Annotated in this window: 21 protein-coding genes; 7 read left to right on the top strand and 14 right to left on the bottom strand. The window is 60.3% G+C overall.

All coding sequences use genetic code 11. The annotated features are described in order from the left end of the window. Nucleotides 1–73: 73 nt before the first annotated feature. Nucleotides 74–2086 carry a VTT domain-containing protein gene (locus tag ACRWA7_RS32165; protein ID WP_438394709.1) on the bottom strand — a complete coding sequence of 671 codons (2013 nt, stop codon included), beginning with the start codon at nucleotides 2084–2086 and terminating at the stop codon, nucleotides 74–76. A 337-nt stretch (nucleotides 2087–2423) separates the two neighbouring features. Here ACRWA7_RS32165 and ACRWA7_RS32170 point away from each other — a divergent pair, with 337 nt between their 5' ends. Further along, nucleotides 2424–2900: a DUF2934 domain-containing protein gene (locus ACRWA7_RS32170; RefSeq protein WP_438394710.1), complete on the top strand. Its 477-nt coding sequence runs from the start codon at nucleotides 2424–2426 to the stop codon at nucleotides 2898–2900. A 422-nt stretch (nucleotides 2901–3322) separates the two neighbouring features. Continuing rightward, on the top strand, nucleotides 3323–3898 hold the full coding sequence (locus ACRWA7_RS32175; RefSeq protein ID WP_060857725.1) for an H-NS histone family protein: 576 nt from the start codon (nucleotides 3323–3325) through the stop codon (nucleotides 3896–3898). 68 nt (nucleotides 3899–3966) lie between these two features. On the opposite strand, the gene ACRWA7_RS32180 is transcribed toward ACRWA7_RS32175, so the two are convergent. From ACRWA7_RS32180 to ACRWA7_RS32205, 6 genes are all read right to left on the bottom strand, one after another. After that, the gene (locus ACRWA7_RS32180; protein ID WP_438394712.1) at nucleotides 3967–4281 is read right to left on the bottom strand and encodes a hypothetical protein; all 315 of its coding nucleotides are present in this window, start codon (nucleotides 4279–4281) and stop codon (nucleotides 3967–3969) included. Nucleotides 4282–4432: 151 nt separating this feature from the next. Then, on the bottom strand, nucleotides 4433–4717 hold the full coding sequence (locus tag ACRWA7_RS32185) for a hypothetical protein (protein ID WP_060857723.1): 285 nt from the start codon (nucleotides 4715–4717) through the stop codon (nucleotides 4433–4435). A gap of 198 nt (nucleotides 4718–4915) precedes the next feature. Continuing rightward, nucleotides 4916–5269: a copper-binding protein gene (locus ACRWA7_RS32190; RefSeq protein WP_438394713.1), complete on the bottom strand. Its 354-nt coding sequence runs from the start codon at nucleotides 5267–5269 to the stop codon at nucleotides 4916–4918. Next, entirely contained in the window at nucleotides 5266–8442 is a 3177-nt protein-coding gene (locus tag ACRWA7_RS32195; protein ID WP_438394714.1) for an efflux RND transporter permease subunit, read from the bottom strand. The genes ACRWA7_RS32190 and ACRWA7_RS32195 overlap by 4 nt, the downstream gene beginning before the upstream one ends. Next, complete coding sequence (locus ACRWA7_RS32200) at nucleotides 8439–9935, bottom strand: efflux RND transporter periplasmic adaptor subunit (protein ID WP_438394716.1); 1497 nt, start codon at nucleotides 9933–9935, stop codon at nucleotides 8439–8441. Before ACRWA7_RS32200 ends, ACRWA7_RS32195 begins: the two co-directional genes overlap by 4 nt. A 7-nt stretch (nucleotides 9936–9942) precedes the next feature. Continuing rightward, a complete protein-coding gene (locus ACRWA7_RS32205; RefSeq protein ID WP_438396848.1) occupies nucleotides 9943–11172 on the bottom strand; it encodes a TolC family protein in 1230 nt (409 codons plus the stop codon). Between the two features lie 375 nt (nucleotides 11173–11547). Here ACRWA7_RS32205 and ACRWA7_RS32210 point away from each other — a divergent pair, with 375 nt between their 5' ends. Continuing rightward, the gene (locus ACRWA7_RS32210; RefSeq protein ID WP_157766685.1) at nucleotides 11548–11730 is read left to right on the top strand and encodes a hypothetical protein; all 183 of its coding nucleotides are present in this window, start codon (nucleotides 11548–11550) and stop codon (nucleotides 11728–11730) included. A 36-nt stretch (nucleotides 11731–11766) separates the two neighbouring features. On the opposite strand, the gene ACRWA7_RS32215 is transcribed toward ACRWA7_RS32210, so the two are convergent. From ACRWA7_RS32215 to ACRWA7_RS32240, 6 genes are read right to left on the bottom strand one after another with little or no spacing between them, the layout of a single operon-like run. After that, a complete protein-coding gene (locus tag ACRWA7_RS32215; RefSeq protein ID WP_438394718.1) occupies nucleotides 11767–13113 on the bottom strand; it encodes a hypothetical protein in 1347 nt (448 codons plus the stop codon). Beyond that, entirely contained in the window at nucleotides 13110–14699 is a 1590-nt protein-coding gene (locus tag ACRWA7_RS32220) for a VWA domain-containing protein (protein WP_438394720.1), read from the bottom strand. The genes ACRWA7_RS32215 and ACRWA7_RS32220 overlap by 4 nt, the downstream gene beginning before the upstream one ends. Then, complete coding sequence (locus ACRWA7_RS32225; RefSeq protein WP_438394722.1) at nucleotides 14689–15711, bottom strand: vWA domain-containing protein; 1023 nt, start codon at nucleotides 15709–15711, stop codon at nucleotides 14689–14691. The genes ACRWA7_RS32220 and ACRWA7_RS32225 overlap by 11 nt, the downstream gene beginning before the upstream one ends. Continuing rightward, nucleotides 15698–16225: a DUF4381 domain-containing protein gene (locus tag ACRWA7_RS32230; protein ID WP_438394724.1), complete on the bottom strand. Its 528-nt coding sequence runs from the start codon at nucleotides 16223–16225 to the stop codon at nucleotides 15698–15700. The genes ACRWA7_RS32225 and ACRWA7_RS32230 overlap by 14 nt, the downstream gene beginning before the upstream one ends. Further along, nucleotides 16222–17184 (bottom strand): DUF58 domain-containing protein, encoded by a 963-nt coding sequence (locus ACRWA7_RS32235; RefSeq protein ID WP_060857713.1) that lies wholly within the window; start codon nucleotides 17182–17184, stop codon nucleotides 16222–16224. The genes ACRWA7_RS32230 and ACRWA7_RS32235 overlap by 4 nt, the downstream gene beginning before the upstream one ends. A gap of 29 nt (nucleotides 17185–17213) precedes the next feature. After that, a complete protein-coding gene (locus ACRWA7_RS32240) occupies nucleotides 17214–18173 on the bottom strand; it encodes an AAA family ATPase (RefSeq protein ID WP_438394725.1) in 960 nt (319 codons plus the stop codon). A gap of 479 nt (nucleotides 18174–18652) precedes the next feature. Between ACRWA7_RS32240 and ACRWA7_RS32245 the strand changes: the two genes are divergently transcribed. The 4 genes from ACRWA7_RS32245 to ACRWA7_RS32260 all read left to right on the top strand — a co-directional run bounded on the left by ACRWA7_RS32245 (nucleotide 18653) and on the right by ACRWA7_RS32260 (nucleotide 25494). Beyond that, nucleotides 18653–19885 carry a formylglycine-generating enzyme family protein gene (locus ACRWA7_RS32245; RefSeq protein WP_438394726.1) on the top strand — a complete coding sequence of 411 codons (1233 nt, stop codon included), beginning with the start codon at nucleotides 18653–18655 and terminating at the stop codon, nucleotides 19883–19885. 91 nt (nucleotides 19886–19976) lie between these two features. Further along, the gene (locus ACRWA7_RS32250) at nucleotides 19977–21032 is read left to right on the top strand and encodes an HAD family hydrolase (protein WP_438394727.1); all 1056 of its coding nucleotides are present in this window, start codon (nucleotides 19977–19979) and stop codon (nucleotides 21030–21032) included. Nucleotides 21033–21147: 115 nt separating this feature from the next. Further along, the gene (locus ACRWA7_RS32255; protein ID WP_438394728.1) at nucleotides 21148–22839 is read left to right on the top strand and encodes an arylsulfatase; all 1692 of its coding nucleotides are present in this window, start codon (nucleotides 21148–21150) and stop codon (nucleotides 22837–22839) included. A gap of 66 nt (nucleotides 22840–22905) precedes the next feature. Beyond that, complete coding sequence (locus ACRWA7_RS32260; protein ID WP_438394729.1) at nucleotides 22906–25494, top strand: fused MFS/spermidine synthase; 2589 nt, start codon at nucleotides 22906–22908, stop codon at nucleotides 25492–25494. 78 nt (nucleotides 25495–25572) lie between these two features. Here ACRWA7_RS32260 and ACRWA7_RS32265 read toward each other — a convergent pair whose 3' ends face one another. Further along, nucleotides 25573–25971 carry a hypothetical protein gene (locus ACRWA7_RS32265; protein ID WP_060857710.1) on the bottom strand — a complete coding sequence of 133 codons (399 nt, stop codon included), beginning with the start codon at nucleotides 25969–25971 and terminating at the stop codon, nucleotides 25573–25575. Nucleotides 25972–26126 lie beyond the last annotated feature (155 nt).

The following is a 26126-nucleotide window of genomic DNA, read 5'->3' on the forward strand; positions in this document are numbered from 1 at the left end:
CCCAAACCTTCATTACGCGGTATGCCCGCAATGTTGCATCATGCGTTGGCGCTGATGCGTTCCATAGTCGGCGTTATCGTTCGTCCGAGGCCACGAGCGTGACAGGAATGCCACCGCAACCGGCGCTTCTCGCGACCTCCAGTTCATGCCACGGCGAGCCGTCGCCGTGTGTTGCGATCATCGATGCAACGCCTTTGTCGGGCCGCAAGACGTTGAACGGCCACGCCGGACGCACCAGCCGCTCGTGAACCAATGCGCCGAGCCAGATCGGCGTGGGCGCCTGTCCTCCCCGATGCTCGACCACATATGTCGTGGGCCAGAAACGCAGGACATCGCGTTCGTCGGCGCTCAAGTGTTCGCGCGTGAAAACAAGCGCCGAGGGTTCACCATTGTTCAGTCGCGGCAACACAGGCAACTCGGTCGCCGTTGCGTTCGGTGAAACAAGCGACAAGATACTGCGCGCCGATAAACGCGTTCCCTTCGTCCAGCCCCGCTCCTTCAATTGCGCACTGATCTGCGCGGCGGTTGCGCTCCATTGAATAGTGATCGGCTCACGCCGGTCGCCGTCCATGCTGGATCGGTAGCAAGAAAAGGTCCGCCACACGGTATCCGTCCATTGCAGCGCCGTCACCTTGATTTGCGCGGGTGCAGGTTCCTGCGCCGTTGCCCGAATGCTCGCTTCCGATTGCAGCACGACGCTCGCGCCAACCAGCGCCAGAACAATGGCGGGCATCATCGGGCGGGCGGGCGGCTTCGCGGGGTATCGCCACACGGCGGTCAGCGCAATCAGGAAGACCCAGGCCGCCGCCAACGCCGCGCCGCCGACGGCATCGGAGAACGTGAAGTGGCCGAAATATACGCCGGCGAATGCAACGGAAAACAGGATGGCGAGCGTGATCATTGCGGTCAGGATTCTGGATGCCATGCCCACACGGCGCGCGATCAGGAAGGCCAGAAATCCATAGATGACCACGCTCGCCGCAACGTGATTGCTTGGAAACGCGCGCAACCCGGACGCAACTTCGCCGGGCAGCGGATGCACCGTCGTGATCTGGATTGCGAGGATCAGTAACTGCGAGAATGCGACGGCGGTCAGCCAGTAAGCCATGGTGCGCCAGCGGCGCTCGATCGCCATCCATACGACCACCAGGATGACGAGTGCACCGAGCGTCGGGACGCTGCCGAGCGTCGAGAATACGGCCAGAACGGCGTCGCCCCATGATGACCGGAAAGCCTGCAGGAACCGATAAACCGATACGTCGATCTGAACCAGCGGATCGCCGTGCGACACGTCGTGCAAGATGGAGAAGAACACCGAAGCCGATACCAGCAGCAACACGGAGATGACGGCAATAAGCGCTGCGGCCTGATGCTTCGGATCGAGCACGCCAAGCACCACGCGCCCCGCGAAACCGCGGTCATGGCGGCGCGCCCAGGCAAGCACCCGGCGGCGCGACGCGTCCGTCCAGGCGCGTGCGTGGGATACCAGCAGCGCGGTCAGCTTGAAGGTGAACCACGTCACCGCGACCGCGATCGCCAGCAAGACCACGAGCCTGAACGATACCGCGCCCGCGAGTTCTATCGATGCTCCGAATACCACGCCCGGAAGAATATGCAAGGGCGCCCAGATCAGCGCGGACACAATGTTGATTGCAAGGAAGCGCGACGAGCGCATGCCGAGCATGCCGGCGACCACGGGCACGACTGCACGCAGCGGCGCGATAAACCTTGCAAAGACCACGCTCTTCGCGCCATGCGCTTCGAAGTAGCGTTGACCCGCACCCAGCATGCCGGGATGCGTTCGAAACGGCCGCGACTGCGCGATGCTGTCCTTGTAGCGGCATCCGAACCAGTAGCTCGCGGCGTCGCCCGCAACCGCGCCGGCAATCGCGCATGCGAAAACCCAGCCAAGGTTGAGCACCCCAGTGCCGACCAGCGCGCCGGCCACGAACATCGCCGTGCTGCCAGGTACGAAGGTTCCAACGAATGCTATCGACTCCAGGAACGAAGCGAGCACTACGACCGCCAGCGCCCAACCCGGGTGCCCTGCCAGGACGTGCAGCAGTTTGAAATAAGCATGCTCCATCTGCGTCTCCGGGGCTCTGCTCTTTTGTCGGATTTTAAGACCATCCAAGGTCGGCGGGAGAGGACGGCCGCTTGACCGCTTTCCATAAATGCTGCGGTGATTGTGAAGTATCTTGGTCTAGCGCGTTCGTTTGTTTGAGTAAGGGCGACAACGCCGTTGGTCTGCGTTAAACCTTCACCGGTAAGACTGACATTACAGAGATGCATGCAATTATGGAACCAGCAAAAATGTCTTTGCACCGTTCACTTGCAAGCACTGTCGTTCACTAGAAACATCACGCACGCAAAATGCTGCTCCTGTAACATAAACGCACGAATAATCCGAACCGGTTAACTGAATGCAAAACAAATCCCTTGAAGAACGGCTTCGTCTGCAGGCTTACCATTTGTGGGAAGCGGACGGTCGCCCGCATGGACGCTCTGAAGAATACTGGCAAAAAGCGCGCGCACTTCTGGAAAGCGAGAATGCATCAGCAAGTGCCGATCAACCCTCAAGCGGCGCAGCTGTCAAAAAGACCACTCGGTCTAAAGCAAAAGCAAAAGCAACAGCAACAGCTCTAGATACAGATGGTAAGAACGCGCCAAAGGCCAAGTCCAAGGCAGCAAGCAAGCCCGCTGCCAAGAAAAGCGCCAAGACGAAGACCGAGGACGCGGTTGAGAAAAAGCCGAAGGCTTTGGCTGAAACGCCTGACAAACCTGCAAAGAAAACCACGGCTAAAAGCAAGGCAGCCGCGGACGCAAAACCTTCTGTAAAGACGGCGTCGAAACCGGCCTCCAAGCCATCGAAAGCCGTTACGAAAGCTCCGAAGAAATAATCAAGGTTGTAATCGAGGATACGCAGCGCACTTTGCGCTGCGTTTATGGCGCAATCATGCGTAGGGTTTTTGGCCGCGGGATTTTTGATTGCGGCGGCAGGTGCGGGGCCGCGCCACGAATGCCGGCGTGCTTGTGGCGCGCTTTCACCTGTCTAGGATCGTCCGCAGCTTTAAGCCGTTCGCGCGGACTCGCCGGCTTTTATATTTCGATCGAATGGCAGTCAAAGGGACAACATCAATAATGCAATCCTTTCTGACCGCCGGCGAGCCTTCAATAGGCTTATATAAAGCATCATCGATCTGCAAAGAATTGAAACAAATTCGGGGATACAACGGCAATTAATATCAAGACGGTTCGGAGTACTTCCGCAACGAGTTAGTGCATGGCATAGTGCGGACAACTACTTTTCAAGGAACCCAAAATGCCGACGCTCGAACAGATTCAAGCCAAGCTACGAAAGCTCAAGTCGCAAGAAGAAACGCTCATTGCAAAGCGCAATCAATCGGTCCTCGACAATATCCGCAAGCTCATGGAAGCACACGGTCTGACGACCGCTGACATAGATGCGCACCTTTCAACGCCCAGGAAACGTAGAGGCCGCCCTGCCGGATCGGCAGTAAAGCTGGCGAAAGCACAAAAATCAGCCAAGGCGAAGTCATCAGGCACGGCAACGGGCAACGGCAAGCTGCCGGCGAAATATCGTGATCCGAAAACAGGTGCCACGTGGAGCGGATGGGCCCGGCCACCGCTCTGGATCAAGGACGTCAAGGACCGCTCGAAGTTCTTGATCAGCGGCAGTACGGAAATTGATCCGGCCAGGAAACCGGCGGCCAAGAAAGTAACCCGCAAAAACGCTGCCGCGAAAACTGCTGGCGCAAAGAAGCTGACAACGAAACGCGCATTCGCGGCTAAGGCCGGGCGAAAATCGGCCAAGGCAAATATCGTCAATCAGGAATCCGCGGATGCATCGGGGTTATACGCCACGCCCGCCGTTTGATCGATATTTGTAGTAGAAAAGAGCGGCAATCCCGAGCCATTGAAAGCCGCTCTGGCTGACCCACGCGTCTAGCGATGTCCGCCGCCGCCGTGGCCGCCGCCATGGCCGCCGCCAGACCATTGGCCTCCGTGTCCGCCGCCATGCCCGTATCCACCGCCATAACCATGTCCGTTGCCATTCCAGTAACCGCCGTGACCGTGGTCGTAGTAGTGTCCGCCGCCCCAGCCTCCGCCGATATAAACGCTGCTATACGCAGGCGGATATCCGTAGTAATACGGCGCGGCATAGCCCGCGTCGTAAGGTTGGGCATAACCGTAGCCCGGTGCTACTGCGCAGCCGCCGAGCAAAACCAGACACAGCGCTAATGCAACTGACTTAAGCATTTGATCGTCTCCCGTGCTTCTTAAGTAGGAACCGAATACCGGTGCTTAGTTCAAGCGCAATTGTGTCCTTGGATTACGACGCCCAAGCGCGGCGCATAAAAAACAACAAGTGGAATCGCCGGCTTGCTAGCCGACGATTCATCGCTCTCCATTACTGGACACTCTTGGGCGAATTCATCGTGCTGTCAGGCGCCATGGCGTCCGTGCCCATGCTTTTGTCCATGCCCGGACCGCGCACGGTGCCTGACGTGGCGCTATTCGAACTTGATACCGGATCGCCCCAATGCGTCATTCCCGACGTGGCCGCGCCATGCGCATTTCCGCCGCCAGTACCGCCCTGCCCGTTACCGCCGCCTTGCGCGAAACTCGACCACGAAATACACAGCGAAGCAGCCGAAACGCCCGCCACCACAACCCTTAGCATGACTTTTTTCATGGATATTCTCCGTCGGGCGCGAGTGCGAAATTGCGTCGCGTCACAGCTATATACGTGGCTGAAAGAACGCCGGATGCAGCGCGGTAATTCCGGGCCTTTCTTAATTCCGGATTGGCTCGACAAGCGTTGAAAGCGCGCATTTGGAGACGCAATAGATCGCGTCGCATGCCGCGATCTATTCCCAACGAAAGCTGAGCGTTATTGCTTCTGCATTGTCACGATTGTCATCGTGCCGCCCACGTCTTCCACGCGCACCTTCACCTTGTCGCCCTCATGCGCCTGCTTGAGCATTGCCGCATCTTTCGCCTTGAACGCCATGGTCATGGCCGGCATGCCGACATTCTTCAGTGCGCCATGCTTGAGCGTGACCATGCCCGACGCGGGATCGACTTTCCGGATTTCGGCATCGGTCAGCGTGGATTGGGACGATGCCGCGGGACTCATCGATCCTGCGCTCATCTTCATCCCGGCCATGTCGTCGTCGGCAAGGACGGATTGAGAAATAGCGGACGCAGCACCGAACGCCAGTGCGATACAAACAAGCTTCTTCATTTGATTTCTCCAGAATAAATAGAAGGCACCTGAGTGCCGGGGGGACGCCGCAACTGCCGGCGCTTCACGAGCAACCATGCAGCGGGAATGACGAACATGGACAGCACCGGCGCAGTGACCATGCCGCCGACCATGGGTGCAGCAATGCGTTGCATCACTTCCGAGCCCGCGCCGTGGCCGAGCATGATGGGGATCAGCCCCGCGAGCACCACGGCAACGGTCATCGCCTTGGGACGCACGCGCAGCACCGCGCCTTCGCGAATGGCATCGAGCAGAAGCGCCTCGGTGATCGCGCGGCCGTCCTGAAGCCGGTGTTCGAGCGCGCGCTTGAGATACAGCAGCATCACCACGCCGAATTCGGCGGCGACGCCGGCAAGAGCGATAAAGCCCACCGCGGTCGCGACCGACACCGCATGACCCAAAGCCCATATCAACCAGAATCCGCCAACGAGCGCAAACGGCACGGTCGACATCAGCAGCAATGCATCGGCGGCCGAATTGAAGGTCAGGAACAACAGCACGAAAATGATCACGAGCGTGACGGGAATCACGGTACGAAGCTTCTCCGACGCACGCTCCAGGTATTCGAACTGCCCCGACCACGCGATCGAATAACCCGGCGGCAAGACCACCTTTTCGGCTACCGCGCGCTGCATCGCCGTGACGGCCGACTGCAGGTCGGTATCGCGGATATCCACGTACACGTAGCCTGCAAGCCGCGCGTTCTCGCTGCGGATCATGGGCGGCCCGTCTGCAATCCTGAGCGTCGCGACATCGCCGAGCGTGATCTGTGCGCCGCGCTCGGTGACAATGGGCAAGCGCCGCAGGTTTTCCAGCGAGTCGCGGACTTCGCGCGGATATCGGATGTTGATGGGAAAGCGTTGGCGTCCGTCGATCACCTCGCCCACGTTCTCCCCGCCTACCGCCGACGAAACCACCGACTGGACGTCGGCTATCGCGAGTCCGTATCGCGCAGCCTTGAGCCGGTCGATATCGACATCGATATAACGGCCGCCGTTCAAGCGTTCCGCGAGCGCGGACGATACACCGGGCACCGACTTCACCGTTGCCTCGACTTGCGTCGCGATCGTGTCGATCACGCCAAGGTCGCCGCCCGATATCTTCACGCCGACCGGCGTCTTGATTCCTGTGGACAGCATGTCCAGCCGGTTGCGAATAGGCGGAACCCATACGTTCGATAGCCCGGGCACTTTCACCGTCCGATCAAGTTCATCGACCAGCTTTTCCGGCGTCATTCCCGCACGCCACTGATCACGCGGCTTGAACTGGATCGTAGTTTCGAACATTTCCAGCGGCGCCGGATCGGTGGCGGTATCGGCGCGTCCCGATTTGCCGAACACCGTTGCGACTTCGGGCACGGTCTTGATCAGCCGGTCCGTTTGCTGCAATAACTCCGACGCCTTTTCCGCCGATATCCCCGGCAGCGCCGTCGGCATGTAGAGCAAATCGCCCTCGTCGAGCGGCGGCAAGAATTCGCCGCCCAGCCGCGACAACGGAATCGCGGTGAGCGCGAGCGCAATGACGGCAAGCGCGATCGCAGCCCAGGGGCGGCGCAATGTTGCTTCGAGCAAGGGCCGATACACGCGGACCAGCACGCGATTGACGGGATTCGCGTTCTCGTGCGGAATGCGCCCTCGCACCAGATAACCCATCAGCACGGGCACGAGCGTGACCGACAACAAGGCCGCCGCCGCGATGGTGTAGGTCTTCGTGAACGCCAACGGCGAAAACAGCTTCCCTTCCTGACCCTCCAGCGAGAACACGGGAATGAACGACATCGTGATGATGAGCAGCGAAAAGAACAACGCGGGTCCGACCTCCGCCGCCGATGCCGCTATCAATTCCCATCGCTGCATGGGCGTGATTGGCTGATCCGGATGCGCGTGTTCATGCGCTTCGAGATGCTTGTGCGCGTTCTCAATCATCACTATGGCCGCGTCGATCATTGCACCAATCGCAATCGCAATGCCGCCGAGCGACATCAGGTTCGCATTGACGCCCTGATAACGCATCACGATAAACGCCGCGAGCACGCCAAGCGGCAAAGAAAGAATCGCGACGAAGGCGCTGCGCAAATGAAACAGGAAAAGCGCGCAGACCAGCCCGACGATCACAAATTCTTCGATCAGCTTGTCGCGCAGGTTGTCGACGGCACGTTCTATCAGCTTCGACCTGTCGTAGGTCGTGACCACTTCAACGCCTGCAGGCAAGGACTTCCTGAGCGTATCGAGTTTTGCCTTCACCGCTTCGATCGTGGTCAGTGCATTCTTGCCGGAACGCATCACGATCACGCCGCCCGCCACCTCGCCCTCGCCATTCAGTTCCGCAATGCCGCGACGCATTTCGGGTCCGATCTGAATGCGCGCCACGTCGCCAAGCAACACGGGTGTTCCGGAATCGTTGGCGCGAAGAACGACATGGCGGAAGTCATCGAGCGAATGCAGATAGCCCGACGAACGCACCATGTAGTCAGACTCCGCCAACTCGATCACGGAGCCGCCCGACTCCTGATTGGCTTTCTTCAACGCAGTGGCAACGGTCTCTTGCGTGATGCCATAAGCGCGGAGTTTGTCGGGATCGAGCACGACCTGGTACTGACGCACCATTGCGCCAACGGACGCCACTTCCGACACATCGGGCAAGGCCTTGAGTTCGAACTTGAGAAACCAGTCGTTGAGCGCGCGAAGCTGACCGAGATCGTGCTTGCCGGTTCTGTCGACGAGTGCATATTCGTAGACCCAGCCCACGCCTGTGGCATCGGGACCCAACGACACCGTCGCACCTTGCGGAAGCCGGCTTTGCACCTGATTCAGATATTCCAGCACGCGCGAGCGCGCCCAATACTGATCGGTCTTGTCGTCGAAGAGGACATAGACGAAGGCATCGCCGAACGACGAATACGCGCGAATCGTCTTCGCCCCCGGCACGCCGAGAAGTGTCGTGGTCAGCGGATACGTCACCTGATCTTCGATCACCTGCGGCGCCTTGCCCGGATACGACGCCTTGATGATCACCTGCGTATCGGACAGGTCGGGCAGCGCGTCGAGCGGCGTCAGCATGACTGAATACACGCCCCAGCCTGTGATCAAAAGCGTTGCCAGCAGCACCAGGAAACGGTTTTGAATCGACCATCGGATCAGTCGCTCGATCATTTGGCGGCCTCCATGCGTTCGACCTTCGTCAGTTCGTAGCCATCGTCCGATTGCATGAAGTGGAAGTGCACGGTGTCGCCGGTTTTGACATCGGAGAACGCGGTTGCAGACGGTTTGCCAAAGGACATCGTCATCGCGCCCCATCCCAATGCCGCTACGGGTTGATGCGACAGCGTGATGTCGTGGCCGGTGACGGCTTCGACCTTGCCGGTGGTTTCATAGACCTGCGCGGCGACGTCCGATGCGGGTGCTGATTTAAGCCTTGGAAGCACCGACTTCAAGCTCGCTTCCGAATCGATCAGGAATTGTCCTGACGCCACGACCTGTTCGCCTTCGGTCAAGCCGCTGAGTACTTCGGTGTCGCTCCCTGTGTCGCTGCCTGTCGTGACCGCCACAGGTTGCAGCCGGCCATCGGCCTGCTTGACGATCACAACGGAACGCTTGCCGGTCGCGATCACCGACTCGGACGGCACGACGAGCCGCGATGCGGTAGTCGCACCGCCAATGCGCGCGCGCATCAGCATGCCGGGCGTGAGTTGCTGATCCTGGTTATCGATGGAAAGCCGCGCTTGCAACGTGCGGCTGCTCGCGGTGATGCCGGGCAGGATCTCGCGGATATGGCCACTGAAATGCCGGGTGGCATCGCCCGCGAACACCGCGTCCACGCTCATGCCGGTCCTGACTTGCAACGCCATGGTCTCGGGGATTTCGACCACGAGCCAAAGCGGATTCAAACCCGCGATCCTGGCAAGCGTCTGACCGGGCGCGACCATTGCGCCGTCGCGCACGTTCAGTTCGCTGACAACGCCGCTTGATGGCGCCGTGAGCGTGACATGCGTCTGCACCTTGCCGGTGTGATCGAGACTTGCGACAAGACCATCGGGAATCGACAACGCGCGCATCCGGGCACGCGACGCCGTGAGCATGGAGTCGTCCATGCCGCTGCGTTTCAACGCGAGATATTCCTCTTGCGGCGCAAGCCAATCCGGCACGAACAGCGACGCAATCGGCGCACCTTTGCTCACGCGCTGCATGGGCGCGTTCGCATACAACCGGTCGATATAGCCCGTCACGCGCGACTGAACCACGTCGGTCAGCGATTCATCGAACTGGGTCGCGCCCACGGCTTCGAAGCTTGTCGCCACGTTGACGCGGCGAGCGGTGGCGTATCGAATGCCAAGGTTCTGTTGAAGCCCCGCGTCTATTTTGATGCCGGTCGATCCCCCTCCTTCGTCCGCGAAAACGGGCTCGAGCTGCATGTCCATGAAGGGCGACTTGCCGGGTTTGTCGAAGTGCTGGTTGGGCGACATCGGGTCGTGCCAATAGAGCACTTTGCGCCCCGTCTTCGGGTCCACTTTGCCGCCGCCGGACGCAACCGCTAGCGCGGGAGCATCAGGATTCGCACGACGCGTCCCGGCCACGTATCCCGCACCCAGCAACGCGGCTGCCGCGAACATCAAAAGGACCGCGCGAGTGATTTGCAGTGTGTTCATCGTTATCTCACTGTCCGTAGGTCATGGAAGGCGGCACGACCTGATACTCGAGCTGCGCCCACGTGAGCGAGACATCGCGTTGAAGATCGAGCACTTGAAGCCGCGCATCGAGCATCGCGCGCCTGGCGGCGAAGGTATCGGCGAGCGATCCTGTTCCCGCGCGGTAAGCTGCGGTCGATAACTGCAGGCGCTGGTTCGCAGCCGGCAAAAGCGCCGTGCTCAGGTTGTCGACCCGCTCGCGCCCGCTTGCGAGCGTGGCGGCGAGATTACGGATATCGGCATTGACTTGTCGTTGCGCGTCTTCGTACATGAGACGCGCCTTGGTGCCGAGCTCGGCTTTTTCGGCGGTATCGCGGTCCTGGCGATCGCGCCGGTTCAACGGGATCGGAATGCTGACGCCCACCGACACCATGTTCGAGAACTGACCGCCGCGCTGCTGATACGCCACTTCCCATGTCCAGTTCGGATTGCGATTGCTTTGCGCCACGGCTGTGTCCGCGTCGGCCACGGCTATTTCCGAGGACGCGCTGATCAGCGCCGGCTCGACCCGCTGCAACTCCTCGGGCGGCAGCGACGCCACCACGGACTGCGGCGTGGGCGGCTCGCCGGATATATCGGTGACGGGCGCGGCGGTCCATCGCGACAAGCCAATGAGCGCCGTCTGCAGCACTTGCTGCGCCTTCAGCAATTGATCACGCGTTTGCGCGAGCATGACCTGCGCTTGGGTGACATCGGCGGCGCTGGCTTTGGCGCCCCGGTACGACGCCTGAGTGGCAGACAACTCGTGCACCATGTGATCGACGAGTTCCTGCTGCAGCGACAGCGCTTTCTTGGCATACGCCGCGTTGAGCCACGCGGTCGCGGTTTGCTCGCGCACATTCACCCATTGCGCAAGATAACCGGAGCGTTCGCGATCGACCTCCTGATTCGCGAGCGCGCTACGCAAGCGCCTTTTCTCCGACGACACCCATTCCTGTTCAATGCCGACACGCCGCATCGTCATGAAGTCTTGCCCTATGGTGAATCCTTGCGGACCATTCACAGGCAAATTGTCGATACCAGCCTTGAGTGTCGGATCGGGCAACTGGCCAGCCCTGACCACGCCTTGCGCACTCGCACGAATCGATGACTGCGCCGCCTGCATGGAGGCGGATCGATCGGTTGCCGATTGCAGCGCGGCATCCAGTGTCAAAGGGGATTCCTGAGCGCTGGCCTTAAGGGTCGCGCCGCCCCACATGAATAAGACAAGAGCGACCGCGCGCACTTGTCCATGCCGCAATATGGGCACAATAAAAGATGAACACATTTCTCAACCCCGACGGTCGAATCCCATAGGGAATCACGTCCTGGATGCAGGACGACCTCGCCGCGCAAGCAGCGAACATTTAGCAAAGGGAATTAGAGCGGGCGAGGAGGTTTCCACAAGCCGTCAGGCTCGCGGACAAAGAGCGACTGCGTGGCGTGGAAAAACACGGGACGATAAGCGCGCAAGCTCCGCGCAATGCTTGGCGCAGAGGCCGGAATAGTCATGCAGCCCATTTGGCATTGCACGTCCATCTTGCACAGAGGACTTTTGGATTTGCTGTCATGTCCCGACATGGAATCCGATGCCATGGAATCACAACCCGGCATGGACTGCGACATGGCGCTTGCGGTGTCCATTGTCATGGTCTGCATGGGACAAGGTCCGGCCGAGCCGCTGGCTGCCAGCCCGGTTAAGGGCAGCACCGCGCAAAGCCACAAGACGAACAATGTACGCAGGATTTTCACGACGGGAAGTATAGCTCAGCGATAATTTCCGTGGTTTGACACGCCCGCTTTTTCTTAGGGCTTAGTATTTGTTGAGCGGCGGAAGCGGCGATTGCATCGCGCGTTTCTTACGCGTTCGTTTAACGGCGCTACCAAGCGCATGTTGCGATTTGCGCCAATCGGACCTGCTGACCGGCTGATTGGAATAATGCGCATGAACTGCGCTAACCAGCGCGTCAAGCTGCGGTCCGCCTAGCGCATTTAATTCATCCACTTGCGCCGGATGCTTGAGATCGGAACTTCGATCCATCCATCGATACAACAAGGGAATGGTGGACTTCAAGGCCCCTTTGCGCGCCGCAACCTGCAATGCCCGCCATGCTGGCGCAGCGCTGTCTGCATGGCGTTTTCGCGCATCCAGCAACGCTTGCCTGACATGCCTGAAGCGTGCAGCCAGCCGCGGGTAAGCCCAGACCAAAGCCAGCGCGAACACCAGAAGTCCAGCCGCCAAAATCGCTTGCCATCGGTCAATAATCAGAATTCGATGCACGCCGCCTTTGGACAGCGCGTCGGCGGGGATATCGAAAAGAGGTCTTTCATTGGCCGATGACGCAGAGAAGCTCACGGCCGGCAAGACAATCGATTCCTTTCTTTTCGCCGCCGTATTCCACCATTCGATAGTCACAGGCGGCAGTTTGAACTTGCCACTGCGATCGATTACATACGTCGCGGAATCCGTGCGCTCGCCGGCGACCAGCCCCGCGCGATCCTGAATGACATTCCGGGTCGCTGACGGCTTGGGGTAACGCTTGAGCCCGTCGACCTCGCTGAACTCGACTGGCGGAATCAGCATCGACTCGGTTCCAGCGGCGACCTGCGTGACGCTGCGCGTGAGCGATCCACCCGCCTTGAGATCGTGCAACGACGGCGTGAGTGTCTGGGTAGCGCTCAGCTTCTGCGTCGGAAAAAGGATGCGCATGCCCTCGGCCCCTTCAGGAACCGTGGCGACGAATTTCAATGCGGGCGTGGTCAACGTTGCTGGCACATTCGCGCCGCCCGGACCAGGATGCACCGTGATCGCAAACGCCGGAATGCTGAGCGCGCCGGCTGCTTGCGGCACGATCCGGTACGCTCGGCTTACGCCGTACCAAGCGACGCCGTCGATGGTCTCGTGCAGGTTCTCCGCTTGTTCGTCCGGAAGAGCGACCAGCGCGCCGGGCACGTTGAACAACGGCCAGTCAGGCGCCTCAGTGAAAAACGTCGTCGTCAGGCACTCCACAACCAGCTTGACTTCCGAACCCGCCACCACTGTGCCCGATGGTTCGAGATGCGCGCGGACCTTGAGTTGAGGCACGCCTTGCGCAAAGATCGACGCCGACGCCAGCAGCGCCGCGATCATCCATATCCGCGTGATCCATCGGGCTGTCATGGCGCGCTCGCGGAGTTGGCGTCGGATTCCTGCTCGAACCGCCGATGCAAAAACGCAGCCGGCGACGTATTCAGATTGCGCATCCATACGTCCTCTGCCGGAACGGCAATGAGCGTGCTCTGCTCAATCTTGCCCTTCTTCTTTTCGATTTTTATGTCGTCCGATTCTTCATCCTCTTCGTCTTGTTGCGGGTCTTGCTTGGGCTTCGCTAAAAGCTTCTTGAGCAGGTCGCGGTTGAATGCCGCCTCGCGCATGTCGGGCTTGAGCGTCAGCGCTTTGTCGTAGGCCTTGATTGCGGACGGATAGTCTTCCAGATGCGCCAGCGTGTTGCCTATGTAGAAATACGACTGCGCAGTCTTCAGCCTGGAAAAGGCCTCGAGCGCGCCGCTGAAATCGCCCGCCAGATACAGCGCGCGACCCTTCCACAAAGGATCATCGAAGTGTTGAGCGGCCGCCTTGAAATCCGCGTGTTCGAAATACCAGCGGCCTTGTTGATCGTGCGTGGCGAATAAGTCCACCCAGTTCCACGATGCCGCTTGCGCATCGCGAGGCGCAGCGCTGAAGGTGAATGCAACCAACACGGCCGGCAGCCATTTGACTGTCCAACCCCGGCGAAAACCTAAAGCCCCGAGTACGAGCAATGGCATGACAAGCCAATAGCCCGTCTCTTTCCAGCGCGGCGTTCGTTTCGATTCGTCGGCTTCAGCGAGCCATGTCTGCGCGCGGCGCTGGACCCACGCAACGTCATCGCTGTCTGCGCGCACGCTCGCGAGCGGAATGCCTGCGTCGTGCGCCACTTTGCGGATGCCTTCGGCATCGAATGTACCCATGATGGGCAGACCGTCGGAGCCCAGTGTAAGCGCGCCGTTCGCGCCGCGAATCGCGCCGCCATCCTCCGTTCCAACTGCGAGCCAGAGAAGCTGATGATGCGACTGCGTGGCCTTCGCAACGAATGCATCGGCATGATTTGGATCGAAACCATCGCTGATAAAAACGATCGTTCCCGCCACCGGATCCCTCGCGAGGAGTTGCTCCGCGATCTCGAGGCCCGCATTTGCATTCTTGCCATCGCGTGGCATGACGGCGGGCGTGAGCGCTGGCAAGTACAACTCGAGCATGGCTGGATCTTCGGTTGGCGGCACGACGAGATGCGCCGTGGACGCGAACACCACGAGCCCCGTGCGCGCGCCCTTGCGCGCATTCGCAAGGTCGAGCACCTTTTGCTTGGCGCGCTCCAGCCGCGTTGGCGCCACGTCCGTTGCATCCATGGAATGGGCAAGCTCCAGCACGATCACAAGGGGCGCCTTGTCCTGATTGAACGGCGGGCGCTCCTGCTGCCACGTCGGGCCGGCCACCGCCACGGCCGCCACGCCGATAAACACAGCAAGCGCATGAACTGGCTTGATCCGTCGGCGCGCTGCGTCGCCAACAATCAGATGTTCAAGCAGCGCGGGCGAAATGATGGCGTGCCAACGCGCGCGCACGCTATTTCGCCGATGCCAGCAGACCGGCAGCAGCACAGCCGGAACGAGCAGCCACAACCAATAAGGCCGCAGGAAATGGAAAGCGGTGAGGTCAATTTCCATGCGCCGCACCTTTGACCTGTTCGTGGCGCGGCGCACGAAGTACGGCAAGCAGCAACGCCAGGCAGTGGTATAGCGTGAGCAGCAATAGCGCGACTGCAAGCGGTATCCAGAAGAAATCGCGCTGCGGACGATACGTCTCGCGCTTCACTTTTTCGGGCGTCATCCTGTCGAGCGTCGTGTACACGTCCGCGAGTTCCTGCGGATTGCCCAGCGCGTGAAACGACTGGCCACCGGTGATATCCGCGATGCGCTTCAATGCATCGAGATCGACTTTGTCTTCGCCCGTCGCGCTCGGGTCGCCTATGCCTATGGTGTGGATCACCAGCTTGTGATTCTTCGCAATATCCGCTGCGCGTTCGGGCGGAATGGCGCTGCTGGTGTCGTTGCCATCGGTCAGCAGGATCAGCACCTTCTCCTGGGCTTGTGACTTGTCCATCAGCTTCACTGTCAAGCCGATAGCATCGCCAATGGCCGTACGGGGACCCGCCATGCCGATCTGCATCTGGTTGAGCAGCAGAAGAACGCTGTCGTGATCGAGCGTCAGCGGCGCTTGCGGATAGGCCGCCTCGCCGAATACCACCACGCCAATGCGATCCCCTTTGCGCTTTGCCACAAAATCTCTCACCACACTTTTTACCGCCGTCAGCCGGTCCATGCGTTCACCGGTTACTGCGCTCACGAAGTCGCGCGTGCTCATGGATTCGGACAGATCGATTGCGAGCATCAGGTCTCGCGCGGGTTCGTCGTGAGTAACGGGCGGTTCGACAAACACCGGCTTCGCCGCAGCCGTGACAAGCAGCACCCAGAGCAGCGGCATGGTCAGGCGCTGCAGGATGTTGCGTCTCAAACGCACGCCGCCGGGCGCGGGCTCCTCGCCCGCCGCTTGCGCCATCTCGTGGAAAAATGGCATGCGGATCGCCGATGTGGTCGTGCGCCACGCGGGCACGGACCACCATACGATCAGCGGTACGGGCAGCAACAGGAACATCCACGGGAAGTCAAATTTCCACATGATGGCGCTGGATCCAGTCGCGCGTGGCGCTTAGCAGCGTATCGATTTCGTTCTTCGAAAGCGCCGCGATTTCTTCAGCGGGTGCGTAGCTCATCACGGTCAGGAGCGCACCGCTGCGTTCATCGAAACGCCCGTTCGTCCGCTTGAGAAACGCGAGCCATTCGTTGCCGCTCAAAGCAGCAACGTGCGCTTTCGGCATGGCCGCGAGCGAGGTCCGTTTGATGAGCGCGGGAATCGCCGCAAGCGCAACGGCGTGGCGCGACTCATCGTCCAGAGCCGCTTCAATCTGCTTGAGTTCCTCCAACGCTGCCCGCCGATACCGCTCCCTCCTGTGCCGACGCCATCCTGCCCACGCAACCCAAAGCGCAAGCAGAATCAGTACGATGCCAACCGCCAGCCACCCGGGCGTTTGAGGCGCCCAGGAAGCCGGTTGCGGCAGTGGCAATTCCTGCAGCGTACTGAGCGCGACGGGTGTGTCCGCAGGCTTGAGCGACGCGTTTTGCGGGCCGTTCATAAGCCGCTCGCAAGCGCCGGATGCGCACGTTCGCCGAACAGGCGCCGGACCTGTTCAACGGCAGGTTCATCGGTCGATAACGCCATCAACGGCACGCCACTCGATCGCAATAACGCCGCGACTTCGTCAGTACGATCCTTGAACAACCCGGCAAGCGGCGTCCTCACCTTCTCCTGCTCGATGCGCAATTCGACCTGCAACTGCCCTTCACTGATCACCAGGGCGCGATGCTCCGGCATGCGCTGCCAAAGCGGGTCGTAGACCATCGCCGCGATAACGTCGTTGTGCCTGGATAGCTGCCGCAAAAGCTTGCGGGTGCGCTCGGTCGCGCCCGCAAAATCGCTCGCGATGCAAATCAGGTAGTCGTGTCCCGCAAGTTGCAGCACGCCTTGAAGCGCGGCGTCGAGCTGAGCGTAATTCGTCCTTGTGGCGCTATCGGCATGCAGCGCCTGGTTCATCCTGGCTAGGACGCCAAACAGCACCTTGATGCGGCTGCGGCTGCGCAATGGGCGGATGCGGACAACGTTGTTGTCGTCGAAGATCACGCCGCCCACGCGGTCGCCCGATGCAAACCCCATCCATACGGCGAGCGCCGCAACCTCTGCCGCGACCACCGACTTGAACGCGCGGCTCGAACCAAAGAACATGCTCATGCGCTGGTCGACAACAACCAGCAGCGGCCGGTCGCGCTCTTCCGTATAAGCGCGAATTTGCGCCTTGCCCAGACGCAACGACACCTTCCAGTCGATGTGACGAATATCGTCGCCGGGAAGATAACTGCGAATCTCCTCGAAGTTGAGGCCGCGTCCGCGCAACCGGGACGCATGACTTCCCGACAGGATGCTCGATACCGGCGCGGGTGCAACGAAACTCAAGCCATGCGCACGAAACTCGAGACGCGCGAGATGCGCAGCGTCTACATACACGCGGCCAATGTCGGATTCGGATGTCACGGCCATGATATTGCTCCCGCGTCTAAAGCTGGTCTTTACGCTGGTACGGCAACACGTTCGATGAGACGCTCGATCACGCGGTCAGCGCCGATGTTGTCAGCGTTGGCATCGTAGGAAAGAATCAGCCGGTGACGCAGCACAGGATGGATAACGGCGCGGACATCGTCGGGCGTGACGTAGGTACGACCCTGCAGCCACGCGTGCACGCGGCTCGCGCGGTCAAGGCCAATCGCGCCGCGCGGACTTGCGCCAACCTCGATCCACTTGCCGAGATCCGGATCGATCTCTCCGCCATGCCGCGTTGCGTTGATAAGCGACACGATGTATTCGTCAATAGCAGGCGAAACTGTGATTTGCCGAACGGCACGGCGCACCGCGAAGATGACATCCTGCGAGAGCGTCTCTGTGATCCGGGGCACGTCGTTGCTTTCGCGCCTGAGCATCCGCAACATCTCGCGCTCGCTCTCCGGCGACGGATACGTGATCAGCACCTTGAAGAGAAAACGGTCCATCTGCGCTTCAGGCAGCGGATACGTTCCTTCCTGTTCTATTGGATTTTGCGTTGCCATGACCAGGAACAGTTCAGGCATCCTGTGCGTTTTTCCCGCAACCGATATCTGCCGCTCTTCCATTGCTTCCAGCAACGCCGACTGGACCTTGGCGGGCGCGCGATTGATTTCATCGGCCAGAATCAGGTTGCCGAATAAGGGTCCGGGCTGGAAGCTCAGCGTTCTTTCCGAGCCGGATTGCAACAGGGTCTCGGCGCCAGTGATGTCTGATGGAAGCAAGTCAGGCGTGAACTGGATGCGGCTCATGCTCGCCGCCAGCCGAGTTGCGATCGCCTTGACCGTGCGCGTCTTCGCGAGACCGGGCAAGCTTTCGAGCAGCACGTGACCGTCGGCAAGAAGCGCTATCAGGATCTGGCGAACCACGGCTTCCTGGCCGACTATTGCCTCGCAAACACTGGCCTCGAAGCGCAGGATCGTTTCACGCATGGTTTTTAATCCCCTGATCGTTTCACTTCCGGTGCTCAGGCTGTTACCGCTTGTCCTTATGGACGTTAATGCACGCGGCGCGCTTCGTCAAAGATTCAGCGGCTCCTGAAAAATCCACCAAATGTCGCGGAAAAGTTGTTGCTTGCGCTTGGCAAATATGAGATTGGTGACTACTGATGACGGCGACGTCAGAACAGCAAAATGGAATGGGCATCGCTTAAAGCGCCTCTTTAAGCGGGCGCGATGGAGCGTGCGCCGAAATCTTCCGCTTCTTTTTTCTCCTCGAAAGAAACCTCGGGGCGAGAGATTGCCGCCACGAATAAAGCCGGCATTTTCAATGGTTAAATTCAAATTATTAGAAATGCTAATTTAATTTTCGTAATGGAAATCTGTAATTTCATCCGCCGAATATTCAAAAACCTGCGGAACGTTTGACGTTGGTCGACACAAGACGTCGAACCCGTGCGAGAGAACAAGCCATGAGCGTACGCAAGCCCGTTTCGGCCAAATCAATCACTGCAAACACCGGTCAGCGACCATCGCGCATTGCCAGGTCTTATCGGAAGCTGGTTGTTTGGGGTGCGTTGCTAGTTTTCGCGCCGGCAGTCGTGGGCGCGGCCGTCAGTCTGGCCGTGAAGTCGCACGAGACGCCCCACCCGCAGATTGTTTTCGGCGACGGTTCCCGCGGTCCGCTCGAAATGGCGTGGGTTCCGGGCGGTCAGTTCGAGATGGGAAGCGACTCAAAGCAGGCGCAGGCCAACGAACGTCCGGCGCATAAGGTACGCGTGCATGGCTTCTGGATGGATCGTCATCATGTCACCAATGCCCAGTTCGCCGCGTTTGTGAAAGCAACCGGCTACGTCACGACTGCGGAGAAAAAGCCCGATTGGGACACGTTGAAAGTTCAACTTCCGCCGGGCACGCCGCGACCGCCTGACAGCGCGTTGGTAGTGGGCGCGATGGTTTTTGTCGGCACGGGTGAGCCTGTGCCGCTGGAAGATTATTCGCGCTGGTGGCGCTATGTGCCCGGCGCGGACTGGCGCCATCCGACAGGTCCGGACAGCAGCATCGCGGGAAAAGACGATCACCCGGTCGTGCAGGTTTCGTATGAAGACGCGCAGGCCTATGCGAAGTGGGCTGGCAAGCGCCTGCCTACCGAGGCGGAGTGGGAATTCGCCGCACGAGGCGGTCTTGAGCAGGCCACCTATGCATGGGGCAACCAGTTCGCGCCCGGTGGCAAGCAGATGGCCAATGTTTGGCAAGGCCAGCAGCCGCAGTCCTTCCCGGTCGTCAATCCCAAGGCGGGCGGTGCGGTGGGAACGAGTCCTGTCGGAACGTTCCCGGCCAATGGCTACGGCCTCTCCGACATGACCGGCAACGCGTGGCAATGGGTTGCGGACTGGTACCGGGCGGATCAGTTCAGGCGCGAGGCGACGAGTGCGGGCGTGATCGAGAACCCTGTGGGGCCCAGGGATTCGTGGGATCCGGCCGATGCCGGGGTGCCGGTGGCCGCACCCAAGCGGGTCACGCGCGGCGGTTCTTTTCTGTGCAACGAAGACTATTGCCTGAGTTACCGGCCAAGCGCGCGGCGCGGCACCGATCCTTATAACAGCATGTCGCATCTCGGTTTCAGGCTCGTCATGGACGAGAGCACCTGGGCGGATCTGCATAAACGCCAGCAGTTGGCACGCGCCGATATCCCTGGCGGCTGAACATACCCATGCAGCGAGCCACGCCATAGCGCGATCCAAAACGCTGTTTTCTCCGGTCAGGGAACCGCATTACCTCGGATGGACACGCTTGATGCATCTTCTTACCCGACGCCAATGGCTGACCCGCATCTCCGGATGCGCTGGCGCAGCACTTGTCGCGCTCTGCCTCGCGGGCTGCGCGGGCCAAGACCAGGCAAGCGGCACGGCGCCAGTGGCGGCATCCGGCGCGCTCCCGTCATGGAGGGACGGCCCTGCCAAGCAGAGCATCACTAGGTTCGTGGCGGACGTCACGCGCGAAGGCTCGCCGGATTTCGTACCGGCGGCCGACCGTATTGCCGTATTCGATAACGATGGCACGTTGTGGAGCGAACAGCCGTTGTACTTCCAGTTCGTCTTCTTGCTGGATCAGGTCAAGGCAGCGGCGCCGAGCCATCCGGAATGGAAAAACAACCCGGCGTTCAAGGCGCTGGCAGACAAGGATTACGGCGCGCTCGCGAGTCATCAAAAAGAGTTGCTGCAACTGGTCGCGATCGCGAACAGCGGTATGAGCGTGGATGACTACGACAAGACCATCCGCGAATGGCTTGCAACAGCGCGGCATCCGAAATTCGATCGTCCTTACACGGAGCTCGTGTACCAGCCGCAGCTCGAACTGCTCCGCTATTTGCGGGCGAACGGATTCAAGACCTTTATTGTTTCGGGCGGAACGATCGAATTCATGCGTCCGTGGGCGGAGAAAGTTTATGGCATACCGCCCGAGCAAGTCATTGGATCGAGTCAGGTTGTGAAGTACGAGCTGGTCAATGGCAAGCCCACGCTCACGCGCATGCCGAAGCTCGATTTCGTCGATGACGGTCCGGGCAAGCCCGTCGGCATCTACCGGAACATCGGGCGCAAACCGATCCTCGCGTTCGGCAATTCAGATGGAGACCTTCAGATGCTGCAGTACACGGCGGCAGGAACGGGTCCGCATCTCGCGCTGCTGGTGCATCACGACGATGCCGCCCGCGAGTTCGCGTATGACCGCCAATCGAAGATCGGCAAGCTCGATAAAGCCTGGGACGAAGCCGTGGCAAACGGCTGGACCGTAGTAAGCATGAAGGACGACTGGCAGACCATCTATCCGCCTGCGAAACATCAGCAATAAGTAGTGGTAAGCAGCAGCAAAAACGATCGGCAAGCGACACGCGATCGATCAGGTCATGCGGCATCGTTTTATGAACGAGAAGCAGTGACTGGCAACAACGTCATGGAGCAACACGATGAGACCGTTCTTTCGAAAAGGGCGCTATGCCCTGGGGGTGTCGCTTGTCGCCCTCGCCGCAATTGTTGCACTGGTGATGCCGCCCACCAGATTGACCGCGCAGACGCAGGGCGCGGTCAAACCTGCCGCACCCGCTGCAACGAGCACGGCCAAACCTGCCAGCCAAAGTTCGTCCAAGCCGAACATTCTGGTGATCTTCGGCGACGATGTCGGCCAGACGAATATCAGCGCCTATTCGCACGGCGTGGTGGGCTACAAGACGCCGAACATCGACCGGATCGCGGCGGAAGGCATGATGTTCACGGACTACTATGCGGAGAACAGTTGCACGGCCGGGCGCTCGTCGTTCATTACAGGCCAGAGTCCGCTGCGTACCGGGTTGTCGAAAGTCGGCGCACCGGGCGCACCTGTTGGCCTGCAAAAAGGCGACATTACGATTGCGCAGGCGCTCAAGCCGCTGGGTTACGCGACCGGCCAGTTCGGCAAGAATCATCTTGGCGACAAGAACGAGTACCTTCCGACCAACCATGGTTTCGACGAGTTCTACGGCAACCTGTATCACCTGAATGCGGAAGAAGAACCCGACCGCGACTACTGGCCAACCGACAAGAACGACCCTTACGTCAAGAACTTTTCTCCGCGTGGCGTGATTCACAGCACCGCTGACGGCAAGGTCGAAGACACGGGTCCGCTCAACGAAAAACGGATGGAAACCATCGACGATGAAACCGGCCAGAAAGCCGCCGACTTCATCACGAAGCAGGCCAAGGCGGGTACGCCGTTCTTCGTGTGGATGAACTTCACGCGCATGCACGTCTTCACTCATGTGCGTCCGGAGTTCAAGGGTAAGAGCGGCATGCGCGGAAACGAGTACGCCGACGGCATGTGGGAGCACGATCAGGACGTTGGCAAGCTGCTCAAGCTGCTGGATGACTTGAATATCGCGAAGAACACCATCGTTATCTACACGACGGACAACGGACCCAACCAGTTCTCCTGGCCGGACGCCGCTACCACGCCATTTCGCAGCGAGAAAGACTCGAACTGGGAAGGCGCGTTCCGAGTCCCTGCAATGGTTCGATGGCCAGGCGTCATCAAGCCGGGTGCGGTGGCGAACGATATGTTCTCCGGGCTCGACTGGTTCCCGACCTTGCTCGCCGCGGCTGGCGATGGTGGCGTGAAGGATCGGCTACTGAAAGGGTGGTCGCCGAAAACTGGCGGGGCCAGTTTCAAGAACCATCTCGATGGCTTCAACCAGTTGCCGTATATCACTGGCAAGTCGCCCAAGGGCGCACGCACGGAGTTCTATTACTTCGATGACGACGGCCAGCTTGTCGCCATGCGCTGGGATTCGGAGGGCATGGCGTGGAAGGCCGTATTCTGCGAGCAGCGGGCAAAGGGTAATTTGAACATCTGGCAGGACCCGCTTGTCTGCTTGCGCTTGCCGAAGATCTTCAACTTGCGCATGGATCCCTACGAGCGCGCGGACATCACGTCGGATCAATACAACGATTGGGTCGTGAAGAACGCATACCTGACGGGAATCGCTACGTTGAAGGCCTCGGCGTTCCTGCAGACCTTCGTGGCATACCCGCCAAGCCAGCGGCCGGCGAGCTTCAGCGTAGACGGCGTGCGCAGGCAGGTCGATAAGAAGATCGACGAGTCGTTCAAGAAGCGCGGTCTGGAGTAGACGCTTCCATCCGCCGCGTCCGCCGGTTTCAAAGCCGACGCACGCGGCTCATTTGCCGAGCCGCACATGACCCAGACGCTTGCCACGCGTGCCAAGGCGCAACATCGCAATAAACGCGAACACGCGCCGCGTCGAACTGAATCGCTTTCTGTGAGCCACCCCGGCGAGCGCGGCGGTTCTTCGTTGCACATTGGCTGGGCTGCGCTGTTGTTGTTTGTATCGGGCGCGGCATCGCTGATTTATCAGGTGCTCTGGATCAAGCAACTCGCGCTTGTGGTCGGCGCGGAAGTGCAGGCGGTGACAGCGGGTGTCAGCGCGTTTTTTGCAGGCCTTGCGTTAGGCGGCTGGTTGTTCGGACGTCTTGCCGATCAACAAAAACAACCGCTGCGCGTGTACGCGTATCTTGAGTTGTCCGCAATGATACTGGCGGTCGGCGCCACGTTCGCACTCGCTCGCGCTGGGTGGCCGTTCGCTGCGATGCAGGATCACATCGGCATGCTGGCGTGGGTGCTTCCCTTCGCGCTCGTCGGCGTTCCCGCCATTCTGATGGGCGGAACCCTTCCCGTCCTGATGCGCGCCCTCGCACCCCGGGCCGGTCATGTTGGGAGAGCGGGAGGGCGCTTGTATGCGGTGAACACTGCAGGCGCGATTGCGGGAACGCTTGCGGCTCCGTTCATTCTCATTCCGTCATTTGGCGTGCAAGGCAGCGCCATTGTTGCTGCCGCGCTCAATGCCGCGGCGGCGATGCTTTCCTTCCTCCTCAGCCAACGGATATCGGATCGCGGACCTGTTGAAACACGAAAGGCGGAACCTTTCGAAGGTATCGGACGCGCACGTCTCGCACTCGTGCTGTACGCGGTCGCAGGCGGCATTGCTTTGGGATACGAAGTAGTCTGGTCGCAGGCTATCGTCCAGTTCATCAGCACACGAAGCTTCGCGTTTTCCATCGTTCTGGCTACCTATCTTTTCGGTCTCGTGCTCGGCAGCGCGCTCGTATCTCGTCACGCTGACCGCGCCCGCGATCCGTGGAGTGCATTTGCGTTTCTGATCGTCGCGGCGGGACTTGTTGCGTTGCTCGAAATCGCGTTGCTCGGCGAATGGTTGCTGCGCGGGCAGGCGCAGGTATCAAGCATGGTGTTCAGCGCGACCGGCAGCATGCTCGCCGCAATGTGCGCGCGCTTCGCGCTGGCGGGCTTTTGCATGGTGTTCGTTCCCACCTTGCTGCTGGGCGCGGCGTTTCCGTTCGCGCTGCGTCTGAGCGTCGATGCCCGCAAGGTCGGGCGCGGAGTCGGCATGATCGTCGCGGTGAATACGGCGGGCGGCATAGCGGGGACCTTGATTGCGGGTTTTGTCCTCGTGCCGCTGCTCGGGCTCGTTCATACGCTCGCCGCGCTCGCACTCGCGGCGAGCATGGTTGGCGTGATCGCGGTGACATGCGCGGCGGGCAAGCGCTCGAACCTTCGATGGAGCGTGTTCGCACTCGCCGTCGCCGCGCTCGGCGCCGCGCTGCTGGCGCCTCCCGACCGGCTCGCGTCCATGCTCGCCAAAGCACGCGGCGGCGAACTCTCTTTCTATGCGGAAAGCGAAGGCGGGACAGTTGCGGTCGTCACACAGAACGCTGGCGATAACCACTTCAAGCGCCTCTACATACAAGGTGTTTCCAACTCCGGCGACGCAATGACGTCACTGCGCTACATGCGCCTGCAAGCAATGTTGCCGCTGCTGATTCATCGCGGTGAGCCCCGTTCGGCGCTGGTGATCGGATTGGGTACGGGGATCACTGCCGGTGCACTGCTGCCCTACCCCGGACTCGAGCAACGCGTCGTGGCCGAACTGCTGCCGGCGGTCGTTGCGGCTGCGCCGCAGTTCAAGGGCAATTACGGCATGAGCACGGACCCGCGCATCGAAATCCGTCTTCACGATGGCCGTCGCGAACTGCTGCGCAACCCGCAGCGCTACGACCTGATTACGCTGGAACCGCCGCCGCCGTCCGCAGCGGGCGTGGTCAATCTGTACTCTTCGGATTTCTACAGGCTTACCGCGTCGCGCTTGCGGGACAGCGGTCTCGTCGCGCAATGGCTGCCCTTGCCGACGCAAAATGAAGACGACACGCGCGCGTTGATCAAGAGCTTCGTCGATGTATTTCCGTATGCCACGCTCTGGACCACCGAGTTACACGAAATGATGCTGATAGGATCGATGCAGCCCATCGAACTCGACATCCCACGCATTACTTCACGCTTTGAGCGACCCTCGGTTGCAGCAGCGTTGCGTGAGGTTGGCATTGCTTCGCCAGCGGCGCTCCTCGCCACCTGGATCACGGATCGCGCGGGACTTGCATATTACGCCGCTGACGCCCCGCCCGTCACCGACGATCGTCCGGCGATCGAATACGCCGCATGGGTGCGCTCGAAGGAGTTTCCGAATGTGCTGACACATTTGCTGGCATTGCGCGCGCAGCCGCCGCTCAAAGGCGCGGACGAAGTCTTCACCAACGCCATGCAAGCGGAATATCGGACATTGCACACTTTCTATGATGCCGGGATCAATGCGTATCGTGGTGATCGGGGTGCGTGGCAAGCGAATATCCGCAACGTCATGCGCGACGATGCGGACAATCCGTATTATCGGTGGTTCGTAGGGAATGGCGGTTAGCGGGAATGCGGCCGGGCTCGACGCCGGCCGCGAACATCGCACACCCCGGAACCGCTGAAACCGTCTTACACGACGTGCTCACGCACACTGCTGCTCCCGCTCCTGATGACGCGCGCGCATTGCATGCAGATGCACCCTCTGGCGTTCGGCCGCCACCAGTTCGCGCTTGCCCTTGAGCGTCGCGCTCTTGAATCGCGGGTCACCCATCGCGGCAACATACGTGTCCCATCTGTGCTTTTGATATCGGCGGAAAAACTCCGGACCGGGCAAGCCGTTGTCGCACGCGAGCAGCACACCATAATCGATGTCGGGCGCATCATTGAGCGATCGCAGCGCGGCGTCGAGCACTTCATAGCGGCGCGTTAGCGGAACCGTACGCGGAAACAGCACGTGAAAGCGTTTGTACGGCAGCACCGTACTTTGTAATGCGGCCCGTTCTAGAGCCCGGATGACAAGAGCCAGCGGATTCGAGTCCATACCTATCTCCGGTTGATCAAGATTCATCGTCAGGATGCGCGTCAATTCATGCCAATCACGTTTCAGAAAAACGATAAGCACTCCGCACCGTGACGCCAAGGAAACCCAGCCGGTATCGATATCGATTGGCGAAGACCGGCTGGGCGTTGAAGCAA

The organism is Caballeronia sp. DA-9 (genome assembly GCF_051615025.1).
Taxonomy (GTDB): Bacteria; Pseudomonadota; Gammaproteobacteria; order Burkholderiales; family Burkholderiaceae; genus Caballeronia; species Caballeronia sordidicola.